Annotated in this window: 16 protein-coding genes; 6 read left to right on the forward strand and 10 right to left on the reverse strand. The window is 68.4% G+C overall.

All coding sequences use genetic code 11. The features are described 5' to 3' along the window. Positions 1 to 4: 4 nt before the first annotated feature. The 3 genes from MKI84_RS11190 to MKI84_RS11200 all read left to right on the forward strand — a co-directional run bounded on the left by MKI84_RS11190 (position 5) and on the right by MKI84_RS11200 (position 1,285). Complete coding sequence (locus MKI84_RS11190; RefSeq protein WP_241619526.1) at positions 5 to 445, forward strand: NUDIX hydrolase; 441 nt, start codon at positions 5 to 7, stop codon at positions 443 to 445. A 2-nt stretch (positions 446 to 447) separates the two neighbouring features. After that, positions 448 to 882 carry a TIGR02301 family protein gene (locus MKI84_RS11195; RefSeq protein ID WP_241619648.1) on the forward strand — a complete coding sequence of 145 codons (435 nt, stop codon included), beginning with the start codon at positions 448 to 450 and terminating at the stop codon, positions 880 to 882. Positions 883 to 1,012: 130 nt separating this feature from the next. Further along, positions 1,013 to 1,285 carry a hypothetical protein gene (locus tag MKI84_RS11200; protein WP_241619527.1) on the forward strand — a complete coding sequence of 91 codons (273 nt, stop codon included), beginning with the start codon at positions 1,013 to 1,015 and terminating at the stop codon, positions 1,283 to 1,285. A 452-nt stretch (positions 1,286 to 1,737) separates the two neighbouring features. On the opposite strand, the gene rpsU is transcribed toward MKI84_RS11200, so the two are convergent. The 9 genes from rpsU to MKI84_RS11250 all read right to left on the reverse strand — a co-directional run bounded on the left by rpsU (position 1,738) and on the right by MKI84_RS11250 (position 10,003). Further along, positions 1,738 to 1,980: a 30S ribosomal protein S21 gene (gene rpsU, locus MKI84_RS11205; RefSeq protein ID WP_241619528.1), complete on the reverse strand. Its 243-nt coding sequence runs from the start codon at positions 1,978 to 1,980 to the stop codon at positions 1,738 to 1,740. Between the two features lie 210 nt (positions 1,981 to 2,190). Then, on the reverse strand, positions 2,191 to 2,811 hold the full coding sequence (locus MKI84_RS20820; protein ID WP_425353828.1) for a DUF1330 domain-containing protein: 621 nt from the start codon (positions 2,809 to 2,811) through the stop codon (positions 2,191 to 2,193). A 29-nt stretch (positions 2,812 to 2,840) separates the two neighbouring features. Continuing rightward, positions 2,841 to 3,569, reverse strand: a complete 729-nt coding sequence (gene pyrF, locus MKI84_RS11220; protein ID WP_241619529.1) for an orotidine-5'-phosphate decarboxylase — start codon at positions 3,567 to 3,569, stop codon at positions 2,841 to 2,843. 35 nt (positions 3,570 to 3,604) lie between these two features. Continuing rightward, on the reverse strand, positions 3,605 to 4,189 hold the full coding sequence (locus MKI84_RS11225; RefSeq protein WP_241619530.1) for an NADPH-dependent FMN reductase: 585 nt from the start codon (positions 4,187 to 4,189) through the stop codon (positions 3,605 to 3,607). 41 nt (positions 4,190 to 4,230) lie between these two features. Further along, the gene (locus MKI84_RS11230; protein WP_241619531.1) at positions 4,231 to 4,866 is read right to left on the reverse strand and encodes a class I SAM-dependent methyltransferase; all 636 of its coding nucleotides are present in this window, start codon (positions 4,864 to 4,866) and stop codon (positions 4,231 to 4,233) included. Between the two features lie 155 nt (positions 4,867 to 5,021). Further along, on the reverse strand, positions 5,022 to 6,158 hold the full coding sequence (dnaJ, locus tag MKI84_RS11235; protein WP_241619532.1) for a molecular chaperone DnaJ: 1,137 nt from the start codon (positions 6,156 to 6,158) through the stop codon (positions 5,022 to 5,024). A gap of 204 nt (positions 6,159 to 6,362) precedes the next feature. Then, positions 6,363 to 8,258, reverse strand: coding sequence for a molecular chaperone DnaK (dnaK, locus tag MKI84_RS11240; protein WP_241619534.1), 1,896 nt, complete (start codon positions 8,256 to 8,258; stop codon positions 6,363 to 6,365). Between the two features lie 273 nt (positions 8,259 to 8,531). Beyond that, positions 8,532 to 9,458, reverse strand: a complete 927-nt coding sequence (locus MKI84_RS11245; protein ID WP_241619535.1) for a sugar phosphate isomerase/epimerase family protein — start codon at positions 9,456 to 9,458, stop codon at positions 8,532 to 8,534. Between the two features lie 161 nt (positions 9,459 to 9,619). Then, positions 9,620 to 10,003, reverse strand: coding sequence for a VOC family protein (locus tag MKI84_RS11250; RefSeq protein ID WP_241619537.1), 384 nt, complete (start codon positions 10,001 to 10,003; stop codon positions 9,620 to 9,622). 211 nt (positions 10,004 to 10,214) lie between these two features. Here MKI84_RS11250 and MKI84_RS11255 point away from each other — a divergent pair, with 211 nt between their 5' ends. Genes MKI84_RS11255 through MKI84_RS11265 form a run of 3 tightly spaced genes read left to right on the forward strand, consistent with a single transcriptional unit; the run spans position 10,215 to position 12,921 of the window. Continuing rightward, a complete protein-coding gene (locus MKI84_RS11255) occupies positions 10,215 to 10,904 on the forward strand; it encodes a glutathione S-transferase family protein (protein WP_241619538.1) in 690 nt (229 codons plus the stop codon). Beyond that, positions 10,880 to 12,046: a tRNA epoxyqueuosine(34) reductase QueG gene (gene queG, locus MKI84_RS11260; RefSeq protein WP_241619651.1), complete on the forward strand. Its 1,167-nt coding sequence runs from the start codon at positions 10,880 to 10,882 to the stop codon at positions 12,044 to 12,046. The genes MKI84_RS11255 and queG overlap by 25 nt, the downstream gene beginning before the upstream one ends. Beyond that, complete coding sequence (locus tag MKI84_RS11265; protein WP_241619539.1) at positions 12,043 to 12,921, forward strand: NAD-dependent epimerase/dehydratase family protein; 879 nt, start codon at positions 12,043 to 12,045, stop codon at positions 12,919 to 12,921. The genes queG and MKI84_RS11265 overlap by 4 nt, the downstream gene beginning before the upstream one ends. 7 nt (positions 12,922 to 12,928) lie before the next feature. Here the strand turns inward: MKI84_RS11265 and MKI84_RS11270 are convergent, their stop codons facing one another. Continuing rightward, complete coding sequence (locus tag MKI84_RS11270) at positions 12,929 to 13,624, reverse strand: TetR/AcrR family transcriptional regulator (RefSeq protein WP_241619540.1); 696 nt, start codon at positions 13,622 to 13,624, stop codon at positions 12,929 to 12,931. Positions 13,625 to 13,723 lie beyond the last annotated feature (99 nt).

Genomic DNA, 13,723 nt, shown 5'->3' on the forward strand with positions numbered 1-13,723 from the left:
CACCATGAGCGACACTCCGGTTCCGCGTCCCGTCCTCGCCGTCAGCACCGCGATCTTCCGCCACGGCCGTGTGCTGCTCGCCCGGCGCGGCGCCGCCACCATGAACGGGCTGTGGAGCCTGCCCGGCGGACGTGTCGAGGCCGGCGAGACGCTGGAGGCCGCCGCGCGGCGCGAGGCGATGGAGGAGGTCGGCGTCGACTGCGCGCTGCTCGGTATTTCCGGCGCGCTGGACATCATCCGCCACGACGAGGCCGGCACCGTCACCACCCATTTCGTCGTCGTGTCCTATGCCGGGCGCTGGCTCGCCGGCGAACCCGCCATCGGCCCGGAAGCCAGCGAGGTCGGCTGGTTCGCGCCCGACGCGCTGCCAGCCGAGCACGAGACCACGCCCGGCCTCGCCGGCATCATCGCCAGCGCCCATCACCTCGTGACGGCGGGCACTTGACGGTGCGCGCCGGCTCGCGCACCACTCGGGCGATGACGCGCCGCCCCCGCTCCCCCATCCCCATGTTGTTCGGCCTCGGCCTGTGCGCCCTGCTGGCGCTCCCGGCGGCGGCGCAGCAGAACAGTGGTGGCGTGCCCCCCTATGAGCCGGACCTGTTGAAGCTCTCGGAGATTCTCGGGGCCCTGCATTATATCCGCCCGCTCTGCGGGGCAGCCGAAGGCACGCGCTGGCGGGAGGAGATGCAGGAGATGCTGGATGCCGAGCAGCCCTCCGACACGCGGCGCGGCCAGTTGATCGCGGCGTTCAATAACGGCTATGAGAGCTACCGGCAGGTCTACCATTCCTGCACCGCCTCGGCGCAGCTCGCATCGCAGAGGTATCTGGAAGCCGGCGCGAAGCTGTCCCGCGACATTGCAGCGCGCTACGGCAGCAATTAACCGGGTTACAACTGGTTTCAGCAAGCGGGCGCCGCCGCCATTAACCGTTCTTCAAAACTTGGGCGGAACGGCCGGCGGACCGTGCTAATGTCGATTCGGGCGCGTCACTCGAACGCGCGGAGGTTACAGATTGTCCCAGCTCCCCGATCCGCTCACGCTCGACGAAACCGCCGACCAGGCGCTTCAGGATGAGCGTCATGCCGCCCTCGCCTATCTCGACGAGGCGTGGAACGAAGCGGTCTATGACGGGCTTGACGAAGATTGCCTGGCGCAGGCCGCGCTGTTCACGGCGATACGCTCGCTGGTCGCGACCTATGGCGAGGAAGCCGCCGCCGGCTTCGCCGAGCGCCTGGCCGGCCGCATCCGCGGCGGTGAATACACGGTGCCGTTCAACCGTCAGTGATCGCGGGCGGCCTCAGGGCCGCTCGATAACCCGAATGTCGGGGCCGGCAAGATCGGCCTCGATCATCACCCGCCAACCCGCGCGGGTGCAGAACGAGACCATGCCGCGCCCCACGGATGGGCGCCTGGCTGGCAGTCAGAAGACCGCACCCTACGCCAGCACCGCACCGATGCCCCGTCTTGCCGCCGGCGCCACCCGGATGGGTGTGACCCGGAGGCGTGTGCATAGGGCCGCCAAGCCGTCATCCGCCAGAGATGGTGCCAACCCCGCCGCGCACCGCGCCTCCCAGATCATCCATGCGGAACGATGGGACCGGCCGGTTCATCGCCGGCTGAAGCGACGCGGGCGACATCTGCCGCCAGCGCAACGCAAAAAGCGCGGCGACCGATGTCACCGCGCTTCCCGCTAACCTGTTGAACCGGCCCCGAAGCGCCGGATCGATGAATGGCCGCTCAGCGGGCGCCGGGGCCCACGGGCTTCGGCTTCGAGGGCAGCAGGCCTTCGCGCTGAGCGCGCTTGCGAGCGAGCTTGCGGGCGCGGCGGACAGCCTCGGCCTCTTCGCGGGCGCGCTTCTCGGACGGCTTCTCGTAGTGGCCGCGGAGCTTCATCTCGCGGAAGATGCCTTCGCGCTGCATCTTCTTCTTGAGGGCCTTCAGGGCCTGATCGACATTGTTGTCCCGAACGAGAACCTGCACGGTTGTTCCTCTTCGTGCCTTCGCGGATCGCGATACGTGAATAAGTAAAGACCGGAACGGTCATCCCATCAGGACGAAGGGACGGCTCGGATGCCGATCAAGGTGTGCGCACATAGCAGAGGGCATCCGGCTTGTCCACATCGACAAGAGGGCCGTCGCCGGATTCCGCTGAAATACCAGAAATGCGGCGCGGAAGCCGCATGAGCGCGCTCACACGCCCTCGGCGATGATCACCTCGCCCTCCGCCGCCGCCTTTCGAAACGCCAGCGCCGCCTGATATTCCGGCGAGCGGTAGCAGGCCAGCGCCGTCTCGTAATCGGCGAAGGCCAGCACGACATTGCGCGAGCGCGCCGTCCCGCTCACCGCCTCGTGCCGCCCGCCGCGCACCAGGAACCAGCCCTTGTATTTGGCGATCGCGATCGCGTCGGCGGCGATATAGGGCTTGTAGCCCTCAGTGTCGTGGACATCGAGGCGCATCACCCAATAGGCGGCGCCCGGCGCAGCGGGTGGCCCGTCGATCTGGCCGGCGGCCGGCTGGTCGCCCTCATAGCCCTCGATGATCAGATGCTCGTCCTGTGAGGCGGCGATGCGGTGCTCATAGGCGACCTGATAGTCGGGCGAGCGGAAACAGGCCAATGCCGTGTCGTAGTCCGGGAACTCCACCACCACATTGCGCGCGCGAGAGGGACCTTCGAGAGCCTCGAAGGCGCCGCCGCGCACCAGAAACCGCCCGCCGAAGGCCTCGATGGCCGGTCCCGCCGCCGCGGCGTAGAGCTTGAAGCGCTCGGGATCGCGGACATCGATGCGGCTGATCCAGTAGCCCTTGGCCATGGCGGTGCTTCCCTTGTTGGATATGTGGCTCAGGCGCCGGCCACGGCCGCCGCGATTTCGGCCTGCACCGCACGCGCCGCCGCCGCCGGGTCCGGCGAGGCGACGATCGGGCGGCCGACCACCAGATGGTCCGCCCCGGCGCGGATCGCCGAGGCCGGGGTGGCGACGCGCTTCTGGTCGCCCACCGCCGCGCCGGCCGGCCGCACGCCGGGGGTCACAATGGCGCGGTGAGGCCCGAGAATGGAGCGCACCATCGGCGCGTCGGTCGGGGCGCAGACGATGCCGTCGATCCCGGCCTCGCGGGCCTGCGCCACCCGGCGCGCCACGGTGGCGGAAACGTCCTGCGCATAGCCGGCCTCTGCGAGGTCGGCATCGTCATAGGAGGTCAGCACCGTCACGGCGAGGATGCGCAGCGGGCTGGCGCCCTTGCCTTCCATCGCCGCGCGCATGGTCTGGGGATAGGCGTGGACGGTGAGGAAGCTCGCGCCCATCGCGGCGATCGAGGCGACGCCATGCGCCACCGTGTTGCCGATGTCGTGCAGCTTGAAGTCGATGAACACCTTCTTGCCGTCCGCGATCAGCTCGCGGGCAAAGCCCAGCCCGCCGGCATAGCCGAGCTCGTAGCCGATCTTGTAGAAGGTCGCGGCATCGCCGATCCGGGCCACCACGCTCTCCGCCACCCCGACCGTGGGCAGGTCCAGCGCCACGATCAGGCGGTCGCGGGGGTCGGCGACGGTGTCGGTCCCGGAAGCGGTCATGAGAGGAGATCCAGCCGTCCGGGGCGCGAAAGGGATCAGGCGCGCAGCCCGGCCCTGAGCGCCGACTGGTCGATAAGCGCTGCGAGCACGGCGCGCAACTGCCTTTGCGAGCGTTCCTCCTTCAGGCCGCCCTGCTCGTCGAAGGCCTGCGCCGCGCCGGGCACCATGGCCTGTTCGGCCAGCACCAGGCAGCCGAGGCCGAGCGCCAGCGTCTGGCGCAGCATCATCGCGGCGCGATAGCCGCCCAGCGCGCCGGGCGAGGAGGAGCCGATGGCATAGACCGGCCCCTTGAAGGCGTCGCCCTCGCTGGATTTCACCCGGCTCACCCAGTCCAGCGCGTTCTTCAGGAGCGGCGGCAGGCCGGCATTATATTCCGGTGTGACGATGAACACGCCGTCCGCCGAGGCGAGCTGGTCGCGAAGCTGGCGGGCCGGGGCGGGCACGCCCTCGGCTGCCTCCAGATCCCCGTCATAGATCGGCAGGGGATAGTCGGCGAGCGAGAGCAGCACCGGCTCGGCATTCATCAGCGCCATGTCCCGCGCCGCCAGCGCGGCGAGGCTCGCCGAATAGGACCCGGTACGGATCGAGCCGGCAAAGGTGACGATCTTCGGCGCGCGCATGCTGGTCTCCGCTTTCCCCGAGGGGGCCGGCTGGTGGGGGGTCAGGCGGCGGGAAGGCTCGCCTGTTCCGCCGACTCCAGCGCCGAACGATAGACCCAGACCCGGGCAGGCGGAAGATTGCGCCAGACGCGCGGGCTGACATGGGCGTGGATCGGCCGGTCTTCCAGCGGCAGCGGCGACACCACGGCATAGGTGAACTGGATGAACGGCGCGCCGGGACGGGACATCTCGAACGCCTGCTGCACCAGGGCGTGGCGCTCCGGCGCGGGCCGCGTGAACAGCGGCAGGCTGGAGACCACCGCGACCGCCGGGGCCGACAGCGTGTCGTTCAGCGTGGCGCGCATGTCATAGGCATCGCCCCGAATCACGGTGGCGCCGGGAAAGCGCGTCTTGAGCAGCCGGCAGAATTCCGGGTTGTATTCGATCAGCACCAGCCGCTCCGGGGCGACGCCGCGGGCCACCAGCGCACTCGTCACCGGCCCGGTGCCCGGTCCCAGCTCGATCACCGGCCCGTCCTCATGGGGATCGACGAAATTGGCCATGGTCCGCGCCAGCGCACGCCCCGACGGCGAGACCGCCCCGGTCCGCAGGGGGTTCTGGAACCAGGATTGCAGAAAGCGGACCTCATCGGGCCGGGTTTTCGGCCTCGAGCCACGGGTATCAGCGCGGTGCAGCATGCCACTAGGATTCCAGCAGACCCACCCGGAAGCGGGACGCGATGCGACGGAAAGACAACGAAACGAACGTCAACACTAGAAAGCTAATCGGCTCTTGTTAAGGCCCGGTGATGACGCAGGCATTACGTGCACCGTTTCCGGCGTGAAACGGAATCTTATTCGGCATCCCCGGCAAAGAAATCCTTTACCTTCGCAAAGAATCCGCTGGATTCGGGGTGCGTCTCCTTCGAGCACTCACCGTCGAACTCCGCCAGCAGTTCGCGCTGGCGGCGGGTGAGATTCTGCGGAGTCTCCACCATCACCTGCACATACATGTCGCCGCGATTGCGGGTGCGCAGCACCGGCATGCCCTTGGCCGTGAGGCGGAAGCGCTTGTCGGACTGCGTGCCCTCGGGGACCTTCACCTTGGTGGTGCCGCCATCGATGGTGGGCACCTCGAAGGCGCCGCCGAGCGCCGCCGTCACCATGGAGATCGGCACGCGGCAGAACAGGTCCGCGCCGTCACGCCGGAAGAATTCGTGCGGGGCGATCGACAGGAAGATGTAGAGGTCGCCCGAGGGGCCGCCCCGCGTGCCGGCCTCGCCTTCATTGGACAGGCGGATGCGGGTGCCGTCCTCGACGCCGGGCGGGATCGCGACCTCGAGCGTGCGCTCGCGGGTCTGGTGGCCGGTGCCGGCGCAGGAGGGGCACGGATCCTCGATCACCTGGCCGCGCCCCTGGCAGGACGGGCAGGTGCGCTCCAGCGTGAAGAAGCCCTGCGCCTGCCGGATGCGCCCGCTCCCTGAGCAGGTGCGGCAGGTGGTGGGCTGGGTGCCGGCCTTGGCGCCCGAGCCCGAACAGGTCTCGCAGACGATGGAGGTGGGCAAGTGGATGGTGGCATCCTTGCCGGCGAACGCGTCCTCCAGCGTGATTTCCATATTGTAGCGCAGGTCCGCCCCGCGCTCGCGCCCGCCGCGCTGCGGGCCGCGACGCCCGCCGCTCATGCCGAACAGGTCGTCGAAGATGTCGGAGAAGGTCGAGGCGAAATCAGCGCCGAAACCGGGGCCGCCGCCACCGCCCATGCCGTTCTCGAAGGCCGCATGGCCGAAACGGTCATAGGCCGCGCGCTTCTGCGGGTCCTTCAGCACCTCATAGGCTTCGCTGATCTGCTTGAAGCGGGCCTCCGCCTCGGCATTGCCGGGGTTCTTGTCCGGGTGCCACTTCATGGCGAGCTTGCGGTAGGAGCTCTTCAGCTCGCCGTCATTGCAGGTCCGGGTGACTTCCAGGAGCTCGTAATAGTCGATCTTGGCCATGAGTTCAGGTCAGCTCGGTCGGTTAAGCCGCGGCACTGCCGGTCCGGCGGGTGGCGTTCCTCACGGAAGGCCGTGCGGGCCGAAGCAGCCGGACCATGCAGGAATCCTGCCGCGCGCGTCGTCATCGGGCGCGCGCCGATCGGTCCTGCCGCAAAAAACACCGCCCCCGGCTTGTGGTCCGGGGGCGGGGCGAATCGTGGGCGATCAGGCCGACTTCTTGTTGTCGTCGTCGACCTCGGTGAACTCGGCATCCACCACGTCGTCCTTCGGCGCGGCGCCGGCATCGTCACCGCCGGACTGGGCGGCATACATCGCCTCGCCCAGCTTCAGCGAGGCCTGGGCCAGCGTGTTGGTCTTGGCGGCGATCGCCTCGGCATCCTCGCCTTCCAGCGCGGTCTTGAGCTCGGCGATCGCGGTGGCGATCGCGGCCTTCTCGGCCTCGCCGACCTTGTCACCATGCTCGGCGACGGCCTTCTCGGTCGAATGGACCAGCGCCTCGGCGTGGTTCTTCGCCTCGACGAGAGCCTTGCGCTTCTTGTCTTCCTCGGCGTGGGCCTCGGCGTCCTTCACCATCTTGTCGATGTCGGAATCCGAGAGACCGCCGGAGGCCTGGATGCGGATCTGCTGTTCCTTGCCAGTGCCCTTGTCCTTGGCGGACACGTTGACGATGCCGTTGGCGTCGATGTCGAAGGCGACCTCGATCTGCGGCACGCCGCGCGGCGCCGGGGGGATGCCCACGAGGTCGAACTGGCCGAGGATCTTGTTGTCCGCCGCCATTTCGCGCTCGCCCTGGAACACGCGGATCGTCACCGCGGTCTGGCCGTCTTCCGCCGTCGAGAACACCTGGCTCTTCTTGGTCGGGATCGTGGTGTTGCGGTCGATCAGGCGCGTGAACACGCCGCCCAGCGTCTCGATGCCGAGCGAGAGCGGGGTCACGTCGAGCAGCAACACGTCCTTGACGTCGCCCTGCAGCACGCCGGCCTGGATCGCGGCGCCGATGGCGACCACTTCATCCGGGTTGACGCCCTTGTGGGGCTCCTTGCCGAAGAACTGCTTCACGATCTCCTGCACCTTCGGCATGCGGGTCATGCCGCCGACCAGGACCACCTCGTCGATCTGACCAGCCGAAAGGCCCGCATCCTTGAGCGCCTTCTTGCAGGGCTCGACGGTGCGCTGGATCAGGTCGTCGACCAGCGCCTCGAACTTGGCGCGGGTGAGCTTCATGGTCAGGTGTTTGGGGCCCGAGGCGTCCGCCGTGATGAAGGGCAGGTTGATCTCGGTCTGGGTCGCGCTGGACAGCTCGATCTTGGCCTTCTCGGCCGCTTCCTTCAGGCGCTGAAGGGCCAGCTTGTCGTTGCGCAGGTCGATGCCCTGCTCCTTCTTGAACTCGTCCGCGAGATAGCCGACGAGCCGCATGTCGAAATCTTCGCCGCCGAGGAAGGTGTCGCCGTTGGTGGACTTCACCTCGAACACGCCGTCGCCGATCTCGAGGATCGACACGTCGAACGTGCCGCCGCCGAGGTCATAGACCGCGATGATGCCGGACTGCTTCTTGTCGAGGCCATAGGCCAGCGCGGCCGCGGTCGGCTCGTTGATGATGCGCAGCACTTCGAGGCCGGCGATCTTGCCGGCGTCCTTGGTGGCCTGGCGCTGGGCGTCGTTGAAATAGGCGGGAACCGTGATGACCGCCTGCGTGACCTTCGCGCCGAGATAGGATTCGGCGGTTTCCTTCATCTTCTGCAGGGTGAAGGCGGAGATCTGCGAGGGCGAGTACTTCTTGCCGTCCGATTCCAGCCACGCGTCGCCATTGTCGCCGCGCACGATCTGGTAGGGCACCAGACCCTTGTCCTTGGCGACGGTCGGGTCGTCGTAGCGGCGGCCGATGAGGCGCTTGACCGCGAAGAAGGTGCGCTCGGGGTTCGTGACCGCCTGGCGCTTGGCCGGCTGGCCGACGAGGCGCTCGCCGTCCTCGGTGAAGGCGACGATGGACGGGGTGGTGCGTGCACCTTCCGCGTTCTCGATCACCTTGGGCGTGGAGCCTTCCATGACCGCGACGCAGCTATTGGTCGTGCCAAGATCGATGCCGATGACTTTAGACATATGGTTTCTCCTTCCGGCAGGCCGGCCGGGCCTTCGTGAAGCACCCGGAGAAGAACGGCGGGTAGAACCCGCGCCGCCCTCCGGGACCGGCCCCCAAACAATTCGGGTACGGTGCGTCGAGCACCGTTCGTCGCCGATATAGGGGTGGCCATCAGCGCCCGCAAGACACTCCCTGCGCCGACACGCCACTCCTTGCGTTTAAAAGCGGCAGGCGGCGCTCAAGGGGCATGCCGTGCGAGGGCGCCACGCGCGCCTTGCGCTCAGCAGCGCCCCTCACGCCACCGGCGAGGACAGCGCGCGGAACCGTCCCGCCAGCGCCTTCAGCGCCGCCACCTGCTCGGGCAGTTCGCGCCAGTGGCGGGGATCGAGCTCCATGATCGCAACCGTGCCCGGCGCGACCGGAACCGCATTCACCACCGCCTCCCAGTCGATGCTGCCCCAGCCGATCGGCAGGTGCAGGTCGCCCTCGCCCAGCGCCACCGCCTCGGCGGGGTGATAGGTCCACAGCTCGGAGGGGCGGCCGAAGGAATCGTGCAGGTGCAGATGGGCGATATGGGGTGCCAGCGCCGCGATCTCCGGCAAAGGATCGATACGCTGCTCGGCGCAGCGGATGAAGGCGTGGCTGACGTCGAGTGTCGCCTTGACGGCCTTGTGGTCGATCGCCGCCAGTTCCCCGGCCAGCTTGGAGGGCGTGGCGGTCTCGCGGGCGCCACCGAAGCGGAACACGTTCTCCACGCACAGCGTCACGCCGAGCGCGGCGGCCTTGTCGCCGGCCCGCAGCAGGGCGCCGCGCTGGCGCTCATAGGCGAGTTCCAGATCGTCGGCCGCGTCGCGCACCACGCCGGTATGCATCACCAGATGCTGCGCGCCGATGGCGGCGGTGATCTCGATACTGGCTTCCAGCACCGCCTCATGGCGGGCGAGGCGCTCGGGAATGTCCATCAGGTTGACCGCGAGCGGGCCATGCACCGTGTAGCCGAGCCGGCGGCCGGCAAGTGCGCGCTTGAGGTCATCGAGACGGTTGCCCAGCAGGCGGCCACCCACGATGAGATGCCACGCATAGACCGGCAGCTCCACGACATCGACGCCCAGCGCCTCCGCTTCGTCGAGGCCGGCACCGAGATCGTCGAATTCGGGGCTTCCTTCCTGCAGGGCGTAACCGGAGGCGCGAATGGGGGAGAACGGGACATGCATCTGCATCGATCGGCTTTTCCTGTCGTTTCAAGGGCGTGCCATGAAATGGCCGCGGGGAAGCCATGGCCGGCGCCCCGCGTCGCCATGTCTGCGCCGTCACTATGGCACACGGATTACGCCCGTACCGAATCCGTCGGCGCGAGCGGGCGGGTAGCTGCCCCGCCGCTTCACATGCGCGGCGTCATCCACGCCATATAGGCGCCCGTGGCATCCTGCACCACCGCGATGCGGCCGACGCCCGGCACGTCGAACGGCGCCTTGGCCACAGCGCCGCCGGCCTCCACCGCCGCCGCGACCTGCGCATCGACATCATCCACCGCGAAATAAGTGAGCCAGTGCGCGGGAATATCGCGGAACTCCGGCGCGGTCAGCGGGAAGATGCCGCCGAGATCCTTGTCGCCGTGGCGGATGATCCAGTACTCGCCATCCGCCATCGGAAAGGCCGAGAAGCTCCAGCCGAACATCGTCGCATAGAAGGCGCGGGCGGCTTCGGGGTCGGGCGTGTTCAGCTCGTTCCAGATTATAGTACCGTGCAGAGGTCCGTCCGCCATGATTTTCTCCCGCGGCTGCTCTCTCCGAAAGGCCGGAATCTATCCGCCCTTCTTAACAGTTCAGATACGATATCTTGAACATTCCGGCACCGGGGTGGCGAAGATGCGGCGGTCCCGCCTTGTTGGTGCCGCGATCACTTGCGAAGTGGCATGATCCCTTCTAGACCAAACGAAGGTGCGCGCCGCAGCGGCCACGTGAATTTCCCGGAAAATGAAGCTTCATCATCACCCTTTCTGCGCACATTCGCGTCTTGTCAGGCTCGCTTTCGGCGAGATGGGAATCGAGCCCGAGCTCATCGAGGAGCGCGTCTGGGAGCGCCGGCCGGAATTCCTGATGCTCGACCCCGCGGGCGAGACCCCGGTGCTGGTCGAGGATGACGGCTTCGTCGTGCCGGGTGCGGCGGTGATCACGGAATATCTCGACGAGACGCGCGGCCACGCGCTGAACGGGCGCCGGCTCCTGCCCACCGAACCGTTCGAGCGCGTCGAGGTGCGCCGGCTCTCGGCGTGGTTCAACGAGAAATTCTTCACCGAGGTGTCCGAGCCTCTGGTGCGCGAGAAGGTCTACAAGCGCTACATGCCGCGTGAACTCGGCGGCGGACCGCCGGACATGGCGGTGATCCGCGCCGCGCGCTCGAACATCCGCTACCATCTCCAGTATATAGGCTGGCTGCTCAAGACGCGGAACTGGCTCGCCGGCGAGCGGCTGAGCTATGCTGACCTTGCCGCCGCCGCGCATATTTCCAGCGTCGACTATCTCGGCGACGTGCCGTGGGAAGAGGATGAGGGAGCGAAGATCTGGTACGCCCGCATCAAGTCGCGCCCGGCCTTCCGTCCGCTGCTCGCCCTCACCATGGCGGGGATGCCGCCGGCGGCCTGCTACGCGGATCTCGACTTCTAGAACCCGCGAGCGCGCGCGAGCTGCTGTTCGCCCTCGCCCGTGAGGAAGGTTTCGACGCCATGGGCATCGCCGCCCCCGGCGCGATCCCCCATGCCGCCCCGCGCCTTCATCAATGGATCGCCGAGGGCGCGCATGGCGACATGGAATGGATGCCGCAGACCGCCGATCGGCGCGCCGCTCCTGGCAGTCTCTGGCCGGAGGTCGGCGCCGTTCTCATGCTCGGGCTCAATTACGGCCCCGACAGCGACCCGCGCCTGTCGCTGGCGCAGCGCGAGGCCGGCACGATTTCGGTCTATGCCCGCGGCGATGATTATCATGAGCTGATCAAGGGCAAGCTCAAGCGCATCGCCTCGCGCTTCGTGCCGCGCGCGGGCGGCGAGGTGAAGGTGTTCGTCGACACCGCGCCGCTGATGGAGAAGCCGCTGGCCGAGGCCGCCGGGCTGGGCTGGCAGGGCAAGCACACCAATCTGGTGTCGCGCGAGAAGGGCTCCTGGCTGCTGTTAGGCGCCATCGCCACCTCGCTCGCTTTGCCGCCGGATGAGCCCGAGCGCGACCATTGCGGCTCCTGCCGCGCCTGCCTTGATGCCTGCCCGACCGGCGCCTTTCCCGCGCCGTACCGCATCGATGCGCGCCGCTGCGTCTCCTATCTCACCATCGAGCACAAGGGGCCGATCCCGCGCGAACTGCGACCGCTGATGGGCAACCGCATCTATGGCTGCGACGACTGCCTCGCCGCCTGCCCGTGGAACAAGTTCGCCGTGCTGGGCCGCGAGGCACGCCTTGCCGCCCGCGACGAGAACCGCGCGCCCGCGCTCGCCGACCTCGCCGGGCTCGACGAGGCGGCGTTCCGCGCCCGCTTCACCAAGAGCCCGGTCAAGCGCACCGGGCGCACCCGCTTCCTGCGCAATGTGCTGGTGGCAATAGGAAACTCCGGGGAGCCCGCTCTCGCCGCCGAGGCGCGACGCCTCCTCGACGACGACCAGCCGCTGATTCGCGGCGCCGCGATCTGGGCGCTCTCGCGGCTGCTGCCCCGGCCGGCTTTCGCGGCTCTGCGCGCCCGTCACCGCCCCGGCGAAGCCGATGCGCAGGTGCGCGAGGAATGGGACGCCGAGCCCCCCATAACCGACGGACCTTACGCATGACTGCCCTGCTCAGCCTCGGCCATGGCTATTGCGCCAGCCACTTCGTCGCCTTGCATGGCGAGCTGTTCACCCGGCGCACCGGCACGCATCGCGGCGAGCCGGGCGAGCGGGACGGCACCCGGCTTCTCACCTTCGCCGGCACCGCATCGCCGGAGCAGCTGGACGCCGCCACGCGGGCCGACATCGTGCTCGCCAGCGCCGCTCCGGGCGAGACCGGGGACCCGTTCCTGCCCGAGATCGGCGCAACGCTCGCGGCCTCCTCCCGCAAGGGCGCGCTGATCTATCTCTCCACCATCGGCGTCTATGGCGACACCGGAGGCGACTGGATCGACGAGAGCACGCAGCCCGCCGCCGCCAGTGCCCGCGCGCGCCGTCGCGTGGCGGCGGAAGCGGCCTGGCAGGCCGTCGGGGCGAAGGCCGGGCGGCCGGTGTTCATCCTGCGGCTCGGCGGCATTTACGGACCGGGACGCAACGCGCTGGTCGACGTCGCCGCCGGCACCGCCCGCTGCATCGAGCGCGAGGGGCAGGTGTTCAACCGCATCCATGTCGACGACATCGCCGACGCCATACGCGCGGCGTGCCTTTCCGCCAAGGGCGGCATCGTCAATGTCGTGGATGACGAGCCCTCGCCCTCCTGCGCGCCGGTGCGCTTCGCCGCCGGCCTGCTCGGCCAGCCCGCGCCGGAGCCGGAGCCGTTCGCGCTGGCGGCGCAGAGCATGTCGGCCATGGCGCTGTCGTTCTGGGCGGAAAACCGACGGGTGAGGAATGACGCGCTGCATCGCCTGACCGGCGGGCCCCTGCGCTATCCCAGCTATCGCGACGGGCTCGCCGCGCTTCATGCCGCCGCCGGCGGGGCGGCGGGCGGGACGGGCTGACGCGGCCTCAGTGCAGCGGGTCGTCGTCCTTGCGGCGACGGCGGGCATAGGCGCTCATGAACGAGTTCACCGTATGGTGGACCACGCGTTCGACCATGGCGGCGTCAGGCTCGCGGCCGCCGCCGAACAGCATCGGCATGCCCACCAGCGCATGGCAGCCCACCATGAACTGCCAGGCAGCGAGTTCCACGTCGTCGATCCACAATTCCCCGCGCGCGATCTTGGCGCGCAGCCACTCCGACAGGCGGCTCACGCCGGCTTCCTGGCCGGCCGAGAGATAGGCCTGACCGATCGCGGGGAATTTCTCGGTGACGCCGAGGACCATGCGCACCGTGGCGATGGTCTCGGGCCGGGTCATTGCCGCGACATAGCGAAAACCGGTCTGGGTGAGCGTGTCGCGCACATCCGCGTCGACATCCAACACGAAGCAGTGCTCGGCGGTCTGCCCGCATTCCTCGCGCACCAGAGCGGCGAACAGATCTTCCTTGGAGCCGAAATAGACATAGAGCGTGCCCTTGGACACGCCGGCCGCGCGGGCGATCTCACCCATGCTGGCGCCATCGAAGCCGCTGCCGAGAAAAACCTCGCGGGCGCCCGCGAGGATCTGCCGACGCTTTTCTTCGCTCTGGTTCGACGTCTGGGAGTGCGTTTCAGCCTCGCGCTGGGACGACAGCAGGGCCGCGAGGTGGTTTGTGTCTCCCATTCGAACAACCCGTGAAGCTGATTCTCGCCGCGGCGTCTGCGCTTGGCCGTGATTTTGACGATCTGGTCCGAGAACGCAATGGAATGTGAAACCCGACCC

It is taken from the genome of Ancylobacter gelatini (genome assembly GCF_022601675.1).
Lineage (GTDB): Bacteria > Pseudomonadota > Alphaproteobacteria > Rhizobiales > Xanthobacteraceae > Ancylobacter > Ancylobacter gelatini.

Excerpts from the sequence above, each read along its gene's own strand:
- MKI84_RS11190 (WP_241619526.1), top strand. The coding sequence starts at position 5 with ATGAGCGACACTCCGGTTCCGCGTCCCGTCCTCGCCGTCAGCACCGCG.
- MKI84_RS20820 (WP_425353828.1), bottom strand. The coding sequence starts at position 2,811 with ATGGCCAAGGGCTACTGGATCAGCCGCATCGATGTCCGCGATCCCGAG.
- MKI84_RS11270 (WP_241619540.1), bottom strand. The coding sequence starts at position 13,624 with ATGGGAGACACAAACCACCTCGCGGCCCTGCTGTCGTCCCAGCGCGAG.
- pyrF (WP_241619529.1), bottom strand. The coding sequence starts at position 3,569 with ATGACCGCTTCCGGGACCGACACCGTCGCCGACCCCCGCGACCGCCTG.
- MKI84_RS11230 (WP_241619531.1), bottom strand. The coding sequence starts at position 4,866 with ATGCTGCACCGCGCTGATACCCGTGGCTCGAGGCCGAAAACCCGGCCC.
- MKI84_RS11225 (WP_241619530.1), bottom strand. The coding sequence starts at position 4,189 with ATGCGCGCGCCGAAGATCGTCACCTTTGCCGGCTCGATCCGTACCGGG.
- MKI84_RS11265 (WP_241619539.1), top strand. The coding sequence starts at position 12,043 with ATGACTGCCCTGCTCAGCCTCGGCCATGGCTATTGCGCCAGCCACTTC.
- MKI84_RS11255 (WP_241619538.1), top strand. The coding sequence starts at position 10,215 with ATGAAGCTTCATCATCACCCTTTCTGCGCACATTCGCGTCTTGTCAGG.
- dnaK (WP_241619534.1), bottom strand. The coding sequence starts at position 8,258 with ATGTCTAAAGTCATCGGCATCGATCTTGGCACGACCAATAGCTGCGTC.
- dnaJ (WP_241619532.1), bottom strand. The coding sequence starts at position 6,158 with ATGGCCAAGATCGACTATTACGAGCTCCTGGAAGTCACCCGGACCTGC.
- MKI84_RS11250 (WP_241619537.1), bottom strand. The coding sequence starts at position 10,003 with ATGGCGGACGGACCTCTGCACGGTACTATAATCTGGAACGAGCTGAAC.
- MKI84_RS11245 (WP_241619535.1), bottom strand. The coding sequence starts at position 9,458 with ATGCAGATGCATGTCCCGTTCTCCCCCATTCGCGCCTCCGGTTACGCC.